This window comes from Sphaerotilus natans (assembly GCF_900156335.1).
GTDB lineage: Bacteria > Pseudomonadota > Gammaproteobacteria > Burkholderiales > Burkholderiaceae_C > Sphaerotilus > Sphaerotilus natans.
The window spans coordinates 23,205-43,097 of the sequence record NZ_FTMZ01000008.1 but is presented as its reverse complement, the minus strand read 5'-3'; the positions used below and the strand labels follow the sequence as shown (position 1 = coordinate 43,097).

Genomic DNA, 19,893 nt, shown 5'->3' with positions numbered 1-19,893 from the left:
GTTCAGAAGCGCCAGTCCAGCCCCATCTGCAGCGCGCGGCCCTGGCCGCTGGCATAGCGCGGATCGAAGCCGATCATGTGCGCACCGCTGGTGCGCAGCGTCAGCGGCGGATCGCGATCGAGCAGGTTGAGCACCGACAGCGTCAGCGTCAGGTCGGCGCGCGGCTGCCAGCGGCTGGTCCAGTCCAGCGTCCAGTGCGAGGGCACCCGACGCTCGACGGCCATGCAGCTCAGGCCGTCGGCGCTGGTGACCGCGCAGCCGGCCTCGGTCTGCACCATGTCCTGGTAGCCGCTGCGCCAGTTCACCCGCGCCTGGTGCGACCAGCGGCCGCGCTCGAGGGTGCTCGACAGCGCCACCACATGGCGGAAGGCCACCCGGTCGTCGAGGCCGAAGCGACCCAGGCTGGAGGCCCATTCGCCATCGCTGCCCGGCACGGTGTAGCGCGAATGCAGCAGCCAGGTGCCCTCGACACGCTGGGTGAGCCGTCCCCAGGGCGAGCCGTGGCGCAGGTGCGCCTGCCAGTCCAGGCCACGCTGCTCGACCCGACCGATGTTGACCGGCAGCTGCCGCAGCGCCAGCACCTCGGTGCCGGTGGAGGCGCTGGTCTTGCGGGTGTAGAGGCTGGCGTAGCGCACCGGGTCGTTGAGGATCAGCTGCTCGCTGATCTCCTGCACCGCGTCGCGGATGCGCACCGACCACAGGTCGGCGCCGAAGCCGACATCGGCCGAAGGCGCCAGGCGCAGGCCGGCCGACCAGTGGCTGGAGCGCTCAGGCTTCAGGTCCGGGTTGCCGCCCTTGAGCAGGTCGATCTGGTTGCTGCCCGGCCAGCACAGCGCGGCATAGGGATGCGAGTCCAGGCCGTTGGCGGCGGTGAACGGGCAGGCGTAGCTGCCGGCGGTCACGCCGTAGTCTTGCTCGGCGCGGGCGATCTGCAGCAGGTCGGGCGCCCGGAAGCCGGTGCCGGCCGCAGCCCGCCACATCGTCGAGGCCGAGGGCTGCCAGCGCCAGCCGATGCGGCCGGTGGCCTCGCTGGCCGAGCGGCCGATGCTGCGGCCGGCCAGATGGTCCTGCACCGGGCCGATGCGGTCGGCACGCAGCGAGGCATCCAGACGCATGTCGCGTCGCAGCGGCAGCGCCAGCTCGCCGTAGGCGCCGGCGCTGTCGCGGCTCAGGTCCGCAGCGGTCTGGGCGTCGCTCGACAGCAGCGCGCCGCTGCGGGCGGTGTCCGACAGCGTGCGGCTCCAGCCGCTGCGGCGCCACTCCGCGCCCAGGCCAAGCTGGGCCGGGCCGCCGGGCATCTCGAACAGCGCCGTGGTGCCTCCAGCCTCCAGACCCGCCAGATGGGTGCGCGCGGTGTCATAGCGACCGCGCCAGCCGGCCTGCGACAGCGCCGCCAGCCCGCTGGCGTCCTGGCTCGCCGCGAACGGATCGAGCCGGCCGTCGGCCAGCGCCGCCTGGAAAGGTGCCGCCAGCAGCCAGCCCTCACGCAGGTCCTGGCGCTGCTCGTGCAGCGACAGCAGCGCGCGGGTGCGCAGCTGCCAGCCCGCCGCCTCGCCGTCGAGCCCGGCGCTGACATGCATGCGGCGGTTGCGGTAGTCGACCACCCGCGGCCCGGCATCCTGCAGGCGCCAGCTCACCACGGTGCCGTCATGGCCGTCGATCTGCTCCTGGGTCAGCCACGGGGCCAGGCTGCGGGTGAAGGCCGCCGAGCTGGCCTCGAGCGAGACATCGGCGGGATACGGCGCCACCGTCGCGCGGGTCAGCGTCTCGCGCCACAGCGCGGTGCCGCGCAGCGTCCAGCCGGCGTCGAGCCGGCGCGCACCGTCCAGCGTCAGGCCGGTGCTCTGGGTCTGCGGCGCCACATCCACCGTCGAGGCATAGTCGTAGTAGCACAGCCCGCCGGCCTCGATGTGGCGGCTGCCGCAGCTGCCGCTGGCCTGCAGGCCCGGATTGATCCAGGCCGTGCCGGCCTCGCCGGCCGCATCGGTGTAGCTGACGGTGGCGTTGGCCGGCACGGTGCGCATCGAGCCGTTGAAGAACAGCAGATCGCGCCCCTGCGCGTCGCGGAAGCGGATCAGGCCGGTCGAGGCGAAGGGGCGCTGCGAGGCACGGATCGCCTCGGTGCGCGCCAGCTCCAGCGTCCACGACAGCGTGCCGCCGTCGCGCAGCTCGTCGCCCAGACCCTGCGACAGCGAGGCGCTCCAGCCGCGCCCGCCCCCGTGCTGCGGCCGCAGCGCGCGCACCGACAGCTCGGGCGCACGCTCGCCACGGCGCAGGATGAGGTTGACCACGCCGCCGATCGCATCGGCGCCGTACAGCGCCGAGGCGCCGTCGCTCAGGATCTCGATGCGCTCGAGCGCGGCCAGCGGCAGCGAGCCCAGATCGACCACCGAGCCGGAATCGGCCGGTGCCAGGCGCTGGCCGTCGAGCAGCACCAGCGTGTAGCGCGCGCCCAGGCCGTGAATGGAGGCCGCGGTCACGCCGTTGCCGTCATTGCCGACGCTGTCCGACAGCGCCAGCATGCCCTGCATCTGCGGCAGCCGCTCCAGCAGCTCGGCCACGCTGCTGGCGCCGGAGCGCTCGATCTCGGCGCGCTGCAGCGTGCGCAGCGGCGCACTGCCCTCGCCCACGCTGCGCAGCATCCGGCTGCCGGTCACCTCGACCCGCGACAGCTCGAGGGCTTCGGCGGCGGCCGCGGCCACCGGCAGCAGCGCCAGTGCGGCGGTGGCCGCCAGCCTGGTGTTCTTCTTCATTTCAGTCCGTCAATGATGTTGTCGATCGGAAACCCAACTCGACAAATCTTAACGTACCGATAGTTATTGGCTATATGTCAACAGGTTGTTATTTTTCACTGCGTCGCGGATACATCACGCCCCGGAATGCAGCCGCCGCGCGATTTCGGCCACCAGCGCGCGCGCCAGCGTCTGCTTGTCGCAGGGGTGGCCATCCTCGGGCAGCGGGCGGCTGTGCCGGGCATCGACCAGCAGCAGCGTGTTGTCGTCGCGGCCGAAGGTCGCCGGGCCCAGGTTGCCGACGATCAGCGGAATGTTCTTTCTCTGAAGCTTCTCGCGCGCGTGGTGCTCGAGCTTCTCGCTCTCGGCGGCAAAGCCGACGCAGAACGGGCGCTGCGCTTCGGGCAGGCGCGCCACCGTGGCCAGGATGTCGGGGTTCTCGGCCAGCTCGAAGCTCGGGGCGACCTTCTTGCCATCCTTCTTGATCTTGTGCTCCGACAGCGAGGCCGGGCGCCAGTCGGCCACCGCGGCGGTGGCGATGAAAAGATCGTGCAGCGGCGCGCGCGGCATCACCGCGTCGAGCATCTGCTGCGCCGAGCGCACGTCGACGCGGGTCACGCCGCGCGGCGTGGGCAGGTGCACCGGGCCGGCCACCAGCGTGACCTCGGCGCCGGCCTCGCGGGCAGCCCGCGCGATCGCAAAGCCCATCTTGCCGCTGGACAAATTGGTGATGCCGCGCACCGGGTCGATGGCCTCGAAGGTCGGGCCGGCGGTGATCAGCAGGCGCCGCCCGGCCAGGGGCTTGGGCGAGAGCGCCGCCACCAGCTCCTCGACAACGGCCTCGGGCTCGATCATGCGGCCGTCGCCGATCTCGCCGCAGGCCTGGGCGCCGGCGTCGACGCCGAGCACCTGCGCGCCGTCGGCGGCGATCTGGCGCAGGTTGCGCTGCGTGGCCGGGTGGGCCCACATCTCGCGGTTCATCGCCGGCGCGACGATCAGCGGCACCGGGCGGGCGTCGGCCGCGCCGCTGGCCAGCGGGCGCGCCAGGCAGGTCAGGCTGAGCAGGTCGTCGGCACGGCCCTGGGCCAGGCGGGCGATGAAGTCGGCGCTGGCGGGCGCGACCAGCACCGCGTCGGCGCCGCGGGTCAGGTTGATGTGCGGCATGCCGTTGGGCTCGCGCGCGTCCCAGGTGTCCTGCGCGACCGGGTGGCCGGAGAGCGCCTGCATCGTCTCGGCGGTCATGAAATGCAGCGCGCCGGCGGTCATCGCGACCCGCACCTCGGCGCCGGCCTTGACCAGCAGGCGCACCAGCTCGGCGCTCTTGTAGCAGGCGACGCCGCCGCTCAGGCCGAGCACGATGCGGCGGCCGGCAAGATCGGCCCGGGGGCCCGGGGCGGACGGGGCGGAGGTCATGAGCGTGGATTCGGTCATGGGCCGCGAGTCTATACGGGTGAGCAACGCGGCAGACAATGAACGCCGTGTCCGAAAAAACTACCCCTCCACGTATGAACACTCCCAAGAAGGCCCCAAGGAACGCTCGAACGATCGCTCGAACGAACACCCCAGGCCAGCGGGGCGCACGCCTGCTGCTGCCGCTGGCCTCGGTCGCCGCGCTGGCCGCCGCGCAGGTTCAGGCGCAGGAGAGCGTGCCGACCGTGCCGGCGCAGCCCCCGCAGGCCACGCTGGAGCGGGTCGAGATCCGCGCCAGCCGGCCCGACGAGAGCCACGAGCGCCGCCAGGCCACCGCCGCCAAGACCGTCATCGGCCGCGAGGAGCTGGAGCGCCAGGGCGACGCCACCGTCACCGAGGTGCTCAAGCGCCAGCCCGGCGTGACGCTCGACGGCCGCCCGGGGCGCGGCGGCAATCCGCGCCTGCGCGGCCTGGGCGGCGGCTACACCCAGATCCTGATCAACGGCGAGCGCCTGCCGATGGGCATGAGCCTGGACGCGCTCACCCCGGGCCAGGTCGAGCGCATCGAGATCACCCGCGGCCCGACCGCCGAGACCGGCGCGCAGGCGGTGGCCGGCACCATCGACATCGTGCTGCGCGAGGACGTGCGCCAGCGCCTGAACGATCTGCACCTGAGCCTGGGCCGCGACGACGGCCGCTGGCAGCCGGGCCTGAGCTGGACCCGCGCCGAACAGATCGAGGATTTGTCCTACAACCTCTCGGTGCATCTGCGCGAGAGCCGCAGCGATGACGGCAGCCTGCTGCGCACCGTCGAGACCACGCAGGCCGACGGCCAGCTCGCGCTGGACCAGGACCGGGTGGACGAGAGCCGCTCGCTGCGCCGCTCGGTGCATGCCGGCGGACGGGTGCAGTGGCGGCTGGGCGCGGGCGAGAGCTTCGCGCTGATGCCCTTCCTGCTGCGCTCGGAGAATGTCAGCGCGGGCCGCCGCACGCTGCTCACCCGCGCCGGCAGCGCCGACTACGCGCAGGCGGACACCTCCGGCGAGAGCGGCTTCTCGCTGGCGCGACTCAACGCGCAGTGGCAGACCCGGCTGGAGGGCGGCCTGCGGCTGGAGCTGCGCGCCGGCGCCACCGGCTCGCGCTCGGACGGCAGCAGCCGGCGCACCGAGGCCGATGCCGCCGGCAGCCCGCTGCGCCGCATCGACGAGGAGCGCGACGGCCGCGACCGCTGGCTGAGCACCGGCGGCAAGGCCAGCCGGCCGCTGGTGGAGGGCCGCCATCTGCTCGCGCTGGGCTGGGAGCTGGAGAGCGGCCGCCGCGACGAGAGCCGCAGCACGCTGCAGACCGAGGCCGACGGCAGCACCCGCGTGCTCGACGGCGACTTCGGCGACACGCTGCAGTCGCGCAGCCGCCGGGCCTCGCTGTGGATCCAGGACGAATGGACGCCCACGCCGCAGTGGTCCATCCAGGCGGGACTGCGCCATGAGCGCATCGACACCCGCGGCAGCACCGGCATCGCCGGCCAGGCCGAGGCGGTCAACCGCAGCCGGGTCACCGCGCCGATGCTGCACGCGGTCTACCGGCTGGAGGAAGGCGGCCGCAGCCTGATCCGCGCCGGCCTGACGCGCAGCTACAAGGCGCCGACGCTGGCGCAGATGATCGCCCGCAGCACCCGCGCCAATGGCAGCAATCTGGAGATCAACCCCGACCGCGGCGGCAACCCCGACCTGCGCCCGGAGCTGGCCACCGGCCTGGACCTGGCCTGGGAGCAGCATCTGGCGCAGGGCGGCGTGTTCAGCGTCGGCGTCTTCGAGCGCCGAATCGACGACCTGATCCGCAACCAGGTCGCGCTGGAGAACACCGGCGACGCGGCGCTGCGCTGGGTCTCGCGGCCGCAGAACATCGGCCGCGCGCGCTCGCGCGGGCTGGAGCTGGAGGCCAAGGCCCGCGCCGCCGAGCTGGCCGCGCTGATCGCCCCTCCCGCTGAAGGCGCCGCGCCGCTGCCCGCCGTCGACCTGCGCGCCAACCTCAGCGTCTACCGCTCGCGGGTGGAATCGCTCTCCGGCCCGGACAACCGCCTCGACAACCAGCCCGGCTGGAGCGCCGGCGCCGGCGCCGACTGGCGGGTGCGCGGCACGCCGCTGACGCTGGGCGCGAGCGTGAGCTTCACGCCCGGCTACGCGGTGCAGCTCGACGCCAGCCGCCGCGCCACCGTCGACACCCGCCAGGTCATCGACGCCTACGCGCTGTGGACCTTCGCGCCGGACCTGAAGCTGCGCGTCTCCGCCAGCAACCTCGCCGCCCGCGACAGCGTCTCGACCACCACCGTGGACGGCGCCACCACCCGCCAGACGGCCACCACCTGGGGGCGCAGCAGCACGGCGTGGGCGGTGAGGCTGGAGATGAAGTTGTAAGCAGCGCAGCCGAGGGCGGCAGGCCGCACTCAGGTCGCTTGCAAGAATGCGCGACTTCCGCGGTGCGCAACGGTCTGCGCGGTGAAATCTTTCGTGCCGCCCCAAGCCGGATTGTTACCAGCCTTGTCTTGGCTGCGGGAATATTCACTCAAGCAACACCATGCGCATCAATGACAAAACGCCTCATGCGCACAGAATTTAAATTTCAAGAATTATCGCTGACGATGTAACTCGCAAACCGTCAAAACGCACACAAACGCACCAAGATAGTGCACATCGGTTTCATGGTGCGCCCGCCGGCACATTGGCACACCCGCTGTGCGCAATTATTATTTGCGAATAAAGAACGCATTCAAAAGCTCGGCAGGCCTTTCAGCCGAGCCAATGAACTGACCATTCCGAGTCAGAAACGACCCTGCCCAAGATTCAGGCTCAATCATTTTGAGGGAGTGAAGAATGCCCAGTATCCACAATGACAAGAATCCTGCTTTCCGTTCGTGGACCACGATTCTTTTGGCCGGATCTGCCGGAATATTGGTCGCCTGCGGTGGCGGTGATGACAGCGGCAGTGACTCCACCAACCCTGACCCTGGAATCGCCACGTATGCGATTGGCGGCACCGTATCGGGCCTGTCAGGCAGTCTCACGCTGAAAAACAACGGTGGCGATACGCTGTCGCTCACGACCAGCGGCTCCTTCAGCTTCCCGACCCGGCTGGCCAGCGGTTCCCCTTATGCAGTGACGGTGGGCACGCAGCCCACCGGCCAGACCTGCACAGTTGCAGGGGGCAGCGGCACCGTCACCTCTGAGGCAGTGGCCTCCGTGCGCGTCACCTGCGCAGCCAGTGCGACCAGCGTTCTGGCCGGACGAACCTGGCAACCAGGTCAGTTGCTGGAGTCGAGTGTCGGCGATGTGATTGGCGGTGTGCTGTACAGCCGTTACCGGGTCGGTCTGTCGGATACCGGCGCGGCGGTGCTCGCCTTCCTTCAAGAGGACGGCTCGGGTGGCGAGTCGCTGCAGGTCGTGGACGGTGTCGCCGGCCCGGCAGGAAGTGCGCCGGTCTGGACTGCCCCAGTGGCCATCGACAGTGCAGCGAAGACAGTGGCGTCCACGCGTCTGACCGGCATCCAGTTGCCGGCCCTGGCCGTGTCACCGAATGGGCAGGCAGTCGTCCTCTGGGCTAGTTCCCGTGACTGCACGGCGAGCGAGGGCTGTCTCTCGATGTACATCCTGAACGTGTCCCGTCGCCTGTCGAGCCACACAGCGTGGGAAGCGCCCGTGGCGATCCTGCAGTCGAAGAATGCGGCTCGTGACGCGATTCCGGTCATCAATGACAGCGGCGACGTGGCCATTCTGTTCGACGGGCAGCAAGAAGCGGTCAACACCGGCCATGTGGCCGTCGCCATGCGCAAGGCCAGCGAAGCCGGCTACCGGGTGCAGTCCTTCACCGGGTGGCCGATCGGCACGGTGCGCGAACTCGGTCAGCAGGTGCAGATGGGCATGGACAAGGCGGGGCGCATCACGCTGGTCGGCGAGCAGACCAACACAAGCAACACGCTCGACCTTGTGGCCTATCGCGGCACGGTCGCAGCAGGTTTCGGCGTCACACCCGTGGCCGAGGCCCTGGAAGACCGATCCTCAAGCGCAACGCTGCATGGGATCACCGTGGGTCTGGACGGCACCGTCGCGGCCGCTTTCCAGCAGACGACCGCCACGACCACCCGGGCCACACTGCTGTCGGTCTGGTCCCCTGATTCGGGCACCTGGGCGGTCGCCCGGGATGTCTCGGCAGATCTGGGCGCGGCGCTGTCCAGCAACTGGGCGCTGCGTGTGCCGGATGGCACCAGCGGGGACGTGCTGCTGTTCAGTGGCTGCACGCTCGCCAGTCGCCGTTCGGGCCAGTGGCTGCCGCGGGTCGATCTGCCCGCCGATTGCGGCCTGAACAGTTCGTCGGAGTTTTCTGGCCTGTGGGCGATGGACCGCAACGGCAACTACATGGCGATGAATTCCGACTCCAGTCTGTGGCGTTCCTATGACGTGGCCGCCAATCGCATGATCAAGGCCATCCCGGGTTCAACGCCTGTGTCGGCAGATTATCTCCTTGGGGTCGCCAAGGATCCGCGGGGAGGTTACAACTTCGGCGGAAGCATGGCGTTGTCGGTGCAAGGCCTGGGCGTGATGGTGGTCCGCACGCCTTATACCCAGATGCCCTCGGCCGCCGCACCGAACGGTGACTCGGCGACGCCTCAGAACCTGTTCGGCTTCTATTTCAAGTGAAGCCTGCGAGGCGGGCCTCTGAGGCCAGTCCTTGATGTCGGTGTGACGGGCCGGTCCGACGGCGGCCCAGCATCATCGACAATCACGCTCATGCGCCTCCCCGACCTCACCTCCCGACTGCACGCCCTGGGCGCCGGACCGACCCATGTGCAGCGCGTGCTGCGCCACTGGGCGCAGGCCCACGCGCATGACCGTGGCGCCCATGCGCCCGAGCATTTCTATCCCAAGGCACTGCTCGAGGCGCTGCCCGCGCTGCGCGAGGAGCTGGCCGGGCTGGCGCGGCTGCACGCCAGCCACCCCGGCGAGGACGGCTCGGCGCGGCTGCTGGTGCGGCTGGGCGACGGGCAGATGGTCGAGAGCGTGCTGCTGCCGATGGGCCCCAAGGGCGGGGGCGTGTGCGTGTCCACCCAGGTGGGCTGCGCGGTGGGCTGCCGCTTCTGCATGACCGGCCAGGGCGGCCTGGTGCGCCAGCTCGGCAGCGCCGAGATCGTCGCGCAGGTGGCGCTGGCGCGGCAGCAGCGCCCCGGCCTGAAGGGCGTGCGCCGCGTGGTCTTCATGGGCATGGGCGAGCCCGCGCACAACCTCGACGAGGTGATGGACGCCATCGAGCTGCTCGGCACCGCCGGCAACATCGGCCACAAGGAGCTGGTGTTCTCCACCGTCGGCGACCTGCGGGTGTTCGAGCGCCTGCCGCAGGGGCGCGTGAAGCCGGCGCTGGCGCTGTCGCTGCACACCACCCGGCCCGAGCTGCGCGCCGACCTGCTGCCGCGCGCGCCTGCCCTGGCCCCGGCCGAGCTGGTGCGCCTGGCCGAGGACTACGCGCAGGCCACCCAGTACCCGATCCAGTACCAGTGGACGCTGCTCGAAGGCGTCAACGACGGCGACGACGAGCTCGAAGGCATCGCCGCGCTGCTGACGGGCAAGTACGCGATGATGAACCTGATCCCGTTCAACAGCGTCGAAGGCAGCGGCTTCCGCCGCCCGAGCTGGGAGCGCGCCGCCGAGATGGCGCGCTGGCTCAACCAGCGCGGCGTGCTCACCCGCCTGCGCCGCTCCGCCGGCCAGGACGTGGACGCCGGCTGCGGCCAGCTGCGCGCCCGCGCCGAGCGGCCGCAGCGCCCCGCGCGCCGGGTGATCGAGGTGCAGCCGGCGGCGGACTGAGCGCTGCTCAGCGCCCGGCCAGCGCAGCCAGGCCGCGCTCGTGTGCGGTCATCAGCGTCTCGGCGTCCAGCACCAGCGCGGGGCTGTCGGTCAGCCGCTCCACGGCCAGGTCGATGAAGCAGCGCACCCGCGCCGGCTGCGCCACCCGGCTGCCGTAGTAGAGATGCATGCTGAAGGTGTCGCACAGGTGCTCGACCAGCAGCGGCACCAGGCGACCGGCCCGGATGTGAGGCGCCGCAGTCGGCATGGCCAGCTGCGCCAGCACATCGCCCGCCAGCACCGCACGCAGCTCGAAGGCCTCGTCGTTGGTGCAGAAGGCCGGGCGCACGGGCAGGTCCTGCGTGCTGTCACCGACCTGCACCCGCCAAGGCACGACACCGCCGTCGGAGAGGCGCCGAAAGGCGCTGCAGCGGTGCGACGCCAGATCGGCCAGGCTGCGCGGCACGCCATGGCGGCGCAGATAGGTCGGCGCGGCGCACACCAGCAGCTGCATCGGGAAGAGTCGCCGCGCGATCACGCCCTCCTCGGGTGAATTGCCGAGGCGAAAGCCCACATCCACCCGGTCATCCACCCAGTGACCGATGCGGTCGTCGAGCTGCACGTCCGGCTCCACTTCGGGATAGAGCCGACAGTACTCGTCGAGCAGCGGCCCCAGCACCAGGGGCAGCACCGTGCGCGGCCCGACGATGCGCAAGGGGCCACCCATCGCCTGCCGCGATTGCCGCACCCCCTGCAGCGCCTGCTGCAGCCCGGCCAGTGCCGGCTGCACCGAATCGAGAAAACGCCGCCCCTCCTCGGTCAGCGCCATGCGCCGGGTGGTGCGGTGGAACAGCCGCACGCCCAGATGCTGCTCCAGCTGCGTCAGCGCCTTGCTGGCGGCCTGGGGCGTGATCTGCTGCGCCGCGGCGGCCTGGCTCAGGCTGCCCAGCTCGACGGTGCGGACGAAGGTGGTGATGGCGCGCAACTCGTTGATCGGCATGAGATCTCCTCTTTTTCACAACCATCAGTTGTAAATCATTCAAAGGATTGCCGTCTATTCCAGCAAGTATCAGCGACCTACAGTCCGGTCCATCACACGACGACCCCAGACCGGACATGAACAGCTTCACCTTCCACAACCCCACCCGCATCGAGTTCGGCGCCGACAAGGAGCGCCAGATCGGCCTGCATCTGGCCGAGCACGGCGTGCGCTCGGTGCTGCTGTGCTTCGGCAGCGAGCGCATCAAGCGCGACGGCCTGTTCGACACCGTGCGCCAGAGCCTGGCCGAGCACGACATCCCCTTCGTCGAGTGCGGCGGCATCGTCAGCAACCCCGTCCTCTCGAAGGTGCGCGAGGGCGTGGCGCTGGCGCGGGCGCATCAGGTCGGCGCGGTGCTGGCGGTGGGCGGCGGCTCGGTGCTCGACAGCGCCAAGGCCATCGCCGCCGCGGCCCGCCATGACGGCGAGGTCTGGGACCTGTTCACCGGCCAGGCGCCGGTGCAGTCGGCCCTGCCGGTCTTCGCGGTGCTCACGCTGGCGGCCACCGGCAGCGAGATGAACAGCGGCGCGGTCGTCACCAACGAGGTGACGAAGGAGAAGTTCGCCATCCAGTCACCGCACCTGTTCCCGCGCGTCTCGGTCGTCAACCCGGCGCTGATGCAGACCGTCAGCCGCGACTACCTGGTCTATTCGGCCGCGGACATCATCGCCCACTCGATCGAGGGCTACTTCACCGCCACCGTGCAGCCGGCCTTCCAGTCGCGCCTGGTCGAGGCGGTGATCCAGACCGTCATCGAGACCACCGAGACGCTGCTGGAGCATCCCGCCGACCTGGACGCGCGCGCGCAGTTCGCCTGGGCCTCGACGCAGGCGCTCAACGGCCTGACCTACGCGGGCACCGCCGGCTTCAGCTACCCCAACCACATGATCGAGCACGCGCTGTCGGCGCTGTTCAACGTGCCGCACGGCGCGGGCCTGTCGGTGGTGATGCCGGCCTGGATGAAGTGGTACCACGGCCGCAACCCGGCGCAGTTCACCCGCTTCGCGCGCCAGATCTTCGGCAAGGACACCCCCGAGCAAGGCATCGCCGCGCTGGAGGCCTGGTTCGACCGCATCGGCACGCCCACCCGGCTGTCGCAGCTGGGCATCACCGCCGCGGACCTGCCCGCGCTGCTCGACAACCTGGAAGGCAACGCGCGCTGGTTCGGCCTGGCCGAGACCTATCCTCGCGCCGTGCTGGCCACCCTCCTGGAGGGCGCACTGTGAAGCGGCTCGCCGCCACCCTGGCCGGTCTGATGCTGATCGGCACGAGCGGCGCGGCGCTGGCTGCGGCGTCGGCGGCCACGGGGCCTGTGCTGCTGCCCTCGGTGCAGTCGAGCCCGGCCATCGGCTCGCCGATGAGCGCCACGGTGATGCCGCTGCGCGACCTCGGCTACCGCGAAGACGAGATGATCGTGCGTGGCACGGCCGGCCGCTACCGGATCGTTCATCCGATGCAGGACGCGCAGCCGATCGACACCGGCCACCCCTACGCCACCCGCGTGCTGGTGCGTCGCCCGGCCGATGCCGCACGCTTCAACGGCACGGTCATCGTCGAGTGGCTGAACGTGTCGCTGGACCAGGACATCGACTTCGTGTTCGGCGCCACCCGCGAGCTGCTGGTGCGCGAGGGCTACGCCTGGGTGGGCGTGAGCGTGCAGCGCAACGGCGTGGCGGCGCTCCAGCGCTGGAACCCGCAGCGCTACGCCGCGCTGGCGGTTTCGGCACCGAACACCGATCCGGCCACCGGCCGCGACATCGATCCGCCCGACCCGCAGATCATGGCGGTGGGCGGTGATGTGCTGGCCTGGGACATCTTCTCGCAGGTGGGACAGCTGGCCCGCACCGCGTCGAACGGCCTGCTCGGCGGCCTCCAGGCCCGGCGCCTGATCGCCGCAGCCGAATCACAGTCCACGCTGAAGGTCTCGACCTACTACAACAGCATCCAGCCGCTGCACGGCGTGTACGACGGCTTCCTGCTCTACGACCGCAGCGGCCCACTGCGCACCGATGTGCCCGCCAAGACGATTGCAGTGGGCACCGAAATCTTCACCGCGCTGATGGGCTACGCGCCGCAGCCCGACACCGACCACCAGCGCTGGTGGGAGATCAACGGTGCCTCGCACTTCTCGCTCGACGAGATCGCCGGCTATGTCGATCCGATGCTGCAGCGCGACGGCACCTTCCGCGACACGCAAGGCCAGGCCCTGAGCCTCACGGCCCTCACCCGCAGCAAAGGCCCGTGCAGCCCCGACACGATCTACAGCCGCGTGCCCAATGGCGACGTGCTCAAGGCGGCCCTGAAGTCGCTGGACGGCTGGATCGCCGGCGGCCCCGCGCCCACCCGCACGCCGCGCTTCGTGGTCGACGAGCAGCAGCGCTATGTGCGCGACGCCAGCGGCCAGGTGCTCGGCGGCATTCGCACCGCCGCCCAGGACGCGCCGATCGCCACCAACGCCGGCATCGGCAGCGGACCGTGGTTCTGCGGCCCCTCCGGCTACCACGTGGACCTCTCGCCGGCCCAGCTGTGCCAGCGCTACGGCAGCCACGCGAACTACGTGAGCCGGGTGCAAGCCATCGTGCGCGCCAACGTGCTCGACGGCGTGCTGCTGCCCGAAGAGGCCCGGAAGACCCTCGACGACGCCCGGACTCAGACCTTTGCCTGCCCGAGCTGAACCCCGCCCTTTCCACCCGACACGCCCCTTTTCCTGGACACCGACATGAACCTCGAACAACGCCTCCAACGCCTGGAAGACCAGTCCGCGCTCAAGCACCTGGTCGACACCTTCTCCAACCTGGCCGATGACAAGAACGTCGCGGCCCAGATGCTGCTGTTCACCGAGGACGCCACCGTCACCACCTACTTCGGCGACACGCTGTTCGCCCAGATGACGGGCCGCGAGCAGATCGCCCAGGTGTTCTCCGGCTTCCTCGCGAACTTCGAGACCGTCTACCACCTGAACGGCCAGATGACGGTGAACATCGACGGCGACCAGGCCACGGCCGACCACTACTGCCTGGTGGTGCTCACCGCCGGCCAGGCCCAGGGCCAGCCAGTCAAGACGATCAACGGCGTGATCTACAAGGACCAGTACGTGCGCCGCGATGGGCAGTGGCTGATCGCCCAGCGCCTGGCGCGCTTTTCCTGGCGCGACCAGAGCGCGTTCGTCGAACCGAAGTGAGCGCACGGCCGCCATGACCCGCATCCTCATCCTCGGCGCCAACGGCCAGCTCGCGCGCCACACCACCCCGGTGTTCCTGCAGCATCCGCAGGTGCAGCTCACGCTGTTCCTGCGCCGAGCGCAGCGGCTGGCCAACCCGGACCCGGCGCGGGTGAACCTCGTCGAAGGCGACGTGACCGACCGCGCCGCACTCGAAGCGGTGATGCCTGGGCATGACGTGGTCTACGCAAACCTGGCGGGCGACCTGCCCCGCCAGGCCCGCACGATCATCGCGGCGATGCAGGCCACCGGCCTGAAGCGGCTGATCTTCATCAGCTCGATGGGCATCTACGGCGAGGTTCCCGGCGAGCGCTACCGCAGCGTGCTCGACCCCTACCGCGATGCGGCCGCGCTGGTCGAGGCCTCCGACCTGGACTACACGGTGCTGCGCCCAGGCTGGTTCCACCGCGGCCCTGCGGTGCCCTGTCGGATCACGCGCAAGGGCGAGCCCTTCCAGGGGCATGACGTGTCGCTGGCCAGCCTGTCGCGGCTGATCGTGGATCTGGCGCTGACGCCCGGACGTGAAGTGCGCAGCAGCCTCGGCGTGAGCACCTCATGAGAGCGCACCTGCGCCCGGTGCTGGCCCTGATCCTGGCCAGCTACCTGATGATCGTGATCGACATCTCGATCGTCATCACCGGGCTGCCCCGGATCCGCGAGAGCCTGGGCTTCAGCCCGGCGATGCTGTCGTGGGTGCACACCGCCTACACCCTGGCCTTCGGGGGCGGGCTGATGGCCGGGGCGCGGGCCGGCGACCTGTTCGGCCGGCGGCGCATGATGCTGCTGGGCCTGACCCTGTTCATCGCGGCCTCGCTGGCCATCGGTCTGGCCGTCTCGCCGGAGATGCTGGTGGCGGCGCGGGCGGTGCAGGGTCTGGGTTCGGCCGTCCTGGCGCCGGCCACCCTGGCCCTGCTGGCGACACACTTCGCCGAAGGGCCGGAGCGCACCCGCGCGCTGGGCTGGTACGGCGCCACCGCCGGGGTGGGCGCCAGCCTGGGGATGGTGCTGGGCGGGGTGCTGGCGGAGCTGCTGTCCTGGCGCGCGGGATTCTTCGTCAATCTGCCGATCGGCCTGGGGCTGCTGTGGATGACGGCCCGCCATGTGCCGCGAGAGACGCCCCGCGCCGGCCGGCTCGACCTGCCCGGCGCCCTGCTGTCCACCGCGGGCATGGTGCTGCTGGTGTTCGGCCTGGTCGAGTCCGCCGAGACCGGATGGCAGAGCGGCATGGGCCAAGGCGCGCTGGGCCTGGGCGGCGTGCTGCTGCTGGGCTTCTTCTGGCACGAGGCCCGGGCGCCCCAGCCGCTGCTGCCGCTGCGCCTGTTCGACAGCCGGGTGCGCTCGGGCGCGTATGCTGCGCGGCTGCTCTTTCTGGCCGGCGTGATCGGCTTCTGGTTCTACCTGACGCAGTACCTGCAGGGCGTGCTGGGCATGACGCCGATGCAGGCCGGCCTGGCCTTCCTGCCCGCCACCGGGGTGCAGCTGGGGGCGGCCATGGGGGTCGCGGCCCTGGCGCGGCGCTGGGGGCACGAGCGGGTGCTGGTCGCCGGGCTGGCGTGCAGCGTGGCCGGCATGGCCTGGCTGGCCCGGATCGGGATCGACACCGCCTACCTGACGGGCGTGGCCCTGCCGATGGCGGTGCTGGGCGTGGGCCAGGGCCTGGCGCTGAGTCCGCTGACGCTGGCGGGCGTGTCCGGCGTCGCGCCGGAGGATGCCGGCGCCGCCTCGGGCCTGGTCAATGCCTCGCACCAGCTCGGGGGCTCGCTCGGTCTGGCGCTGCTGGTGGTGGTCTACAGCGCCAGCGCGGGTCATCACGGCAGCACGGCCGCCGATCTGGCGCATCGCGTGGCTGCCTGCCTGAACCTGAGCGCCGGCCTGCTCGGCCTGTCGCTGCTGGTCGCGCTGGTCTGCATCCTGCCCGGTCCCACGGCGCGCTCGCGCCCCCTTGCCTCATGACGCCATGAAGACCCGAATTCGCCTGCTCAGTCCCCTGCTGGCCAGTGCGCTGGCCGCCTGCAATCCCTCGTCCGACACGGCCTCCGTGCCGGCGTCCACCCACGCCGCGCCCCAAGAGGGCGCGCCGCCCGCCAGCCGGCTCGGGCTGTGGTGGGACTTCTTCTTCAACAAGCCCGCCAGCACCGTACCACGCGGCGCGATCCCGGTGCAGCCGCTGCGCCGCGCCGATCTGGAGGCCGCGCCCGACAACAGCGTCTGGCGCCTGGGCCACTCGACGGTGCTGCTGAAGCTGCAGGGCCGCTTCTGGCTGACAGATCCGGTCTTCAGCCCGCGCAGCTCGCCGGTGCAGTGGGCCGGGCCGAAACGCTTCCACGCGCCGCCGATCACGATCGACGAGCTGCCGCCGATCGAGGCGGTGGTGATCTCGCACGACCATTACGACCACCTCGACCACGCCAGCGTCATGGCGCTGCGCAGCAAGACAGCGCACTTCATCGCGCCCACCGGCGTCGGCGACCTGCTGGTCGCGTGGGGCATCGCGGCGGACCGGGTGCACCAGCTCGCCTGGTGGCAGGGCACGACGGTGAGCGGCGTCGAGTGGACGGCGGTGCCGACGCAGCATTTCTCCGGCCGGGGGCTGACGGACACCAACCGGCGGCTGTGGTGCGCCTGGGCGATCCGCGCGGGCGAGCGCCGCCTCTTCTTCGGCGCCGATTCAGGCTACTTCGACGGCTTTCGCACCATCGGCGAGCGCCTGGGCCCCTTCGACCTGACGATGCTGGAGGCCGGCGCCTACGACCCGCGCTGGAGCGCCATCCACATGCTCCCCGAGCAGACGGTGCAGGCGCACCAGGACCTGCGCGGGCGCTGGCTGATGCCGATCCACAACGGCACCTTCGACCTGGCCTTCCACCCCTGGCAGCAGCCCTTCGAGCGGGTGCTCAAGGCCGCCGCCGCCCAGGGCGTGCAGGTGACGACGCCCCGCATGGGCGAGCGCGTCGGGCTGGACGCGATCCAGCCTGGCGAGGCCTGGTGGCGCGGCGTGGACGCCGGCGCGCACCCGGCCGCCCCTCACAGGTTCTCGCGGGTATAGATCTCGAAGGGTACCGCCACCGATTCGCCGCCGGCCGGGGCGCCGGCAGCCTGCGCGCGCTGCATCGCCGCGAGGGTCTCCTGCGCCAGGCGCTCGAAGGGGTGAGAGATCAGGAAGGTCAGCGTGCCGTCGAGCAGGCCGGCGCGGGTGCTCTCCAGCAGGTCGTGGCCGACGGTGACCAGCGCCCGGGCGCGCTCGGGCGGGCGATCGCGCAGCGCCGCCATCACCCCGCCGATGCCGCCGCCCGAGACGTAGAGCCCGCACAGCTCGGGCTGGGTGCGCAGCAGCGTCTCGGTCAGCTCGCGCGCGATGGCGTCGGACTCGAAGGTCGCCAGCGGCTCGATCAGCTCCAGCTCGCCCGGATGCTCGCGCAGGAAGGAGCGCAGGCCGCTTTCATACAGATCATGGCAGCGGTAACGGTGCGTACCCACCAGCAGCCCGACCCGGCCGGGCCGGCGGCACAGGTGGCTGAGCGCCCAGGCGGCGGTGCGCCCGACCTTCCAGCTGTCGAGCCCGACATAGCCCACGCGCGAGCGCGCCGACAGCGGCGAGCCCAGCGCAAGCACCGGCACGCCGGCGGCGACGATCTCGTCGATGGCGCCGGTGACCCGCGGATGCTCGGCGGCCAGCACCGCCAGCGCGTCGGCCTGGGCCGCGTGCTCGCGCATCAGCGCCGCGACCCGCTCGGGCGCGAGGTCTTCGAGCTGCACCACCTGGAGCGTGAGCGCCGGCGCGCCGGGCACGCGGGCGGCCTGCTGCGCCGCCGCCTCCAGCGCCGCCGCCAGCCGGGCCGAGAACGCCCGGTGCGCCGTCTGGATGACGACCGCCAGCGCCTGGCGCCCGCGCGCGGCCACCTCGACGCGGTGCTGCAGCGCGCCCAGGCCATAGAAGCCGATGTCGCGCGCGGCCTCGACCACGCGCTGCATCGTCGCCTCGCGCACCGGGCCGCCGCCGATCACCCGGTTGACGGTGGCCACCGACACGCCCGCGCGCTCGGCCAGGTCCCGGATCGTGGGTCGTGCCATCGTGCTTCCCTTTCGTTGCATTCGTCTCATCCCGCCCGGCCCGCAGCCCTCGCCGCCGCCGGCATCGTCTCAACTCATCGCAGCGGATGATACGTTGAATGAGATGATATGAGACGAAATGCATCATCCGCGGGGCGGCTCCGTTGTAGGCCTGCGGGGCGGCTGCCTAAGGTGTCCAGACCGAACACCCCAAGCTCACCGAGACAAGCGAGACCCCTCCCATGGATGACCTGCAGCACGGCACCCGCAACAAGAAAGGCGACTGGGCCCCCACCGAGCCGCTCGGCCTGGCGCCGATCTGGTCCTGGCCGCCGCAGCCGGGCGCCGTGGCGCGCTGGCTGGTGGGCTATGTCTGGCCCTGGAACCTGGTGGCGCTGGCCACCGCGCTGGCGGTCTGGTTCCTGGTGCTGCCGGACGCGGCGCAGATGGCCGAGCTGTCGTGGCGCTGGATCGTGCCGCTGTGGCTGGCCAACACCGCCGGCATCGCGCTGTGGTTCGGCGCCTTCGAGGCGCGGCTGTACCGCCGCCGCGCCCAGGAGCGGCGCTTCAAGTACAACGGCAAGTTCCCGGCCGAGCAGCCCTCGGACGTGTTCTGGTTCCGCAGCCAGAATCTGGACAACGCGCTGCGCTGCTTCCTGATCTCGGTGCCGATCGGCACGGCGCTGGAGGCGCTGCTGCTGTGGCTGTGCGCCAGCGGCCAGGCGGCCACGGTGAGCTGGACCGAGGCGCCGCTCTACCTCGCCGGCCTGGCGCTGCTGGCACCGATCGTGCACGAGGTGCATTTCTACGGGATCCACCGCGCCATCCACTGGGGCCCGCTGTACCGCTGGGTGCACGCGATCCACCACAACTCGGTCAACCCCTCGCCGTGGTCCTCGTTGTCGATGCATCCGGTGGAAGCCGCGGCCTACTTCGGCGTGGCGCTGTGGATGCTCGCGCTGCCGACCCACGGCTTCATCGCGGTGCTGTTCTTCCACCTGGCCGGCTATGGCGCGATCGTCGGCCACATCGGCTTCGACCGCATCGAGCTGGGCGACACGCACGCCCCCCGCAGCTCGGCCTACGCCCATTACCTGCACCACAAGCATTTCGACGTGAACTACTGCGACAACGGCGTGTTCCCGCTCGACCACTGGTTCGGCTCCTGGCACGACGGCTCGCCCGAGGGCGAGCGGCGCATGCAGGAGCGCTTCCGCCGCCGGCGCGAGCGCGTCAACGCCTCGTCCTCGGCGTCCTGATTCCCCCGCCACCTTCACACGTTCTTCAGGAGACATCGTCATGACGCAATGGATCGACGCCTGCGCCGCGCAGGACATCGAGCCCGAGGGCGTGGTCCGCTTCGACCACGCGGGCCGCACCTTCGCCCTCTACCGCAGCGACGCCGACACCTACCACTGCACCGACGGCCTGTGCACCCACGAGGCGGTGCACCTGGCCGACGGCCTGGTGATGGGCCACACCATCGAGTGCCCCAAGCACAACGGCGAGTTCGACATCCGCACCGGCGAGGCGCTGCGCTCGCCGGCCTGCCGCAACCTGGGCGTGCATCCGGTGCGCCTGGCGGGCGGCCGGGTGCAGATCGAGGTCTGA

At 71.0% G+C, this 19,893-nt stretch carries 15 protein-coding genes; 11 read left to right on the top strand and 4 right to left on the bottom strand.

The window, feature by feature from the left end:
- Positions 1–2 precede the first annotated feature (2 nt).
- Together BW996_RS09280 and coaBC are read right to left on the bottom strand one after the other, a co-directional pair.
- Positions 3–2,753 carry a TonB-dependent receptor domain-containing protein gene (locus tag BW996_RS09280; RefSeq protein WP_037477878.1) on the bottom strand — a complete coding sequence of 917 codons (2,751 nt, stop codon included), beginning with the start codon at positions 2,751–2,753 and terminating at the stop codon, positions 3–5.
- A 114-nt stretch (positions 2,754–2,867) separates the two neighbouring features.
- Positions 2,868–4,145 (bottom strand): bifunctional phosphopantothenoylcysteine decarboxylase/phosphopantothenate--cysteine ligase CoaBC, encoded by a 1,278-nt coding sequence (coaBC, locus tag BW996_RS09275; protein ID WP_051631490.1) that lies wholly within the window; start codon positions 4,143–4,145, stop codon positions 2,868–2,870.
- Positions 4,146–4,237: 92 nt separating this feature from the next.
- On the opposite strand from coaBC, the gene BW996_RS09270 reads away from it, so the two are divergent.
- The 3 genes from BW996_RS09270 (at position 4,238) to BW996_RS09260 (ending at position 9,994) form a co-directional block, all read left to right on the top strand.
- A complete protein-coding gene (locus tag BW996_RS09270; RefSeq protein ID WP_051631481.1) occupies positions 4,238–6,556 on the top strand; it encodes a TonB-dependent receptor plug domain-containing protein in 2,319 nt (772 codons plus the stop codon).
- A gap of 456 nt (positions 6,557–7,012) precedes the next feature.
- A complete protein-coding gene (locus tag BW996_RS21275) occupies positions 7,013–8,833 on the top strand; it encodes a hypothetical protein (protein WP_139330815.1) in 1,821 nt (606 codons plus the stop codon).
- Between the two features lie 90 nt (positions 8,834–8,923).
- Positions 8,924–9,994 carry an RNA methyltransferase gene (locus tag BW996_RS09260; RefSeq protein ID WP_037477882.1) on the top strand — a complete coding sequence of 357 codons (1,071 nt, stop codon included), beginning with the start codon at positions 8,924–8,926 and terminating at the stop codon, positions 9,992–9,994.
- Positions 9,995–10,001: 7 nt separating this feature from the next.
- On the opposite strand, the gene BW996_RS09255 is transcribed toward BW996_RS09260, so the two are convergent.
- Positions 10,002–10,973, bottom strand: a complete 972-nt coding sequence (locus tag BW996_RS09255; protein WP_175619102.1) for a LysR family transcriptional regulator — start codon at positions 10,971–10,973, stop codon at positions 10,002–10,004.
- 116 nt (positions 10,974–11,089) lie between these two features.
- On the opposite strand from BW996_RS09255, the gene BW996_RS09250 reads away from it, so the two are divergent.
- The 6 genes from BW996_RS09250 to BW996_RS09225 are packed head-to-tail and all read left to right on the top strand — an operon-like array spanning position 11,090 to position 17,278.
- On the top strand, positions 11,090–12,238 hold the full coding sequence (locus tag BW996_RS09250; protein WP_037477884.1) for an iron-containing alcohol dehydrogenase: 1,149 nt from the start codon (positions 11,090–11,092) through the stop codon (positions 12,236–12,238).
- A complete protein-coding gene (locus BW996_RS09245; RefSeq protein ID WP_037477886.1) occupies positions 12,235–13,686 on the top strand; it encodes an alpha/beta hydrolase domain-containing protein in 1,452 nt (483 codons plus the stop codon). The genes BW996_RS09250 and BW996_RS09245 overlap by 4 nt, the downstream gene beginning before the upstream one ends.
- 45 nt (positions 13,687–13,731) lie before the next feature.
- On the top strand, positions 13,732–14,193 hold the full coding sequence (locus BW996_RS09240) for a nuclear transport factor 2 family protein (protein ID WP_037477888.1): 462 nt from the start codon (positions 13,732–13,734) through the stop codon (positions 14,191–14,193).
- A 13-nt stretch (positions 14,194–14,206) separates the two neighbouring features.
- Entirely contained in the window at positions 14,207–14,791 is a 585-nt protein-coding gene (locus tag BW996_RS09235) for an NAD(P)H-binding protein (RefSeq protein WP_037477890.1), read from the top strand.
- A complete protein-coding gene (locus BW996_RS09230) occupies positions 14,788–16,185 on the top strand; it encodes an MFS transporter (protein WP_037477893.1) in 1,398 nt (465 codons plus the stop codon). The genes BW996_RS09235 and BW996_RS09230 overlap by 4 nt, the downstream gene beginning before the upstream one ends.
- 4 nt (positions 16,186–16,189) lie before the next feature.
- Positions 16,190–17,278, top strand: a complete 1,089-nt coding sequence (locus BW996_RS09225) for an MBL fold metallo-hydrolase (RefSeq protein ID WP_051631482.1) — start codon at positions 16,190–16,192, stop codon at positions 17,276–17,278.
- Here BW996_RS09225 and BW996_RS09220 read toward each other — a convergent pair.
- Positions 17,257–18,303, bottom strand: a complete 1,047-nt coding sequence (locus BW996_RS09220) for a LacI family DNA-binding transcriptional regulator (RefSeq protein WP_037477896.1) — start codon at positions 18,301–18,303, stop codon at positions 17,257–17,259. The genes BW996_RS09225 and BW996_RS09220 overlap by 22 nt on opposite strands.
- Before the next feature lie 221 nt (positions 18,304–18,524).
- Here BW996_RS09220 and BW996_RS09215 point away from each other — a divergent pair, with 221 nt between their 5' ends.
- Positions 18,525–19,541, top strand: coding sequence for a sterol desaturase family protein (locus BW996_RS09215; RefSeq protein WP_037477898.1), 1,017 nt, complete (start codon positions 18,525–18,527; stop codon positions 19,539–19,541).
- 40 nt (positions 19,542–19,581) lie between these two features.
- On the top strand, positions 19,582–19,893 hold the full coding sequence (locus tag BW996_RS09210) for a MocE family 2Fe-2S type ferredoxin (protein WP_037477901.1): 312 nt from the start codon (positions 19,582–19,584) through the stop codon (positions 19,891–19,893).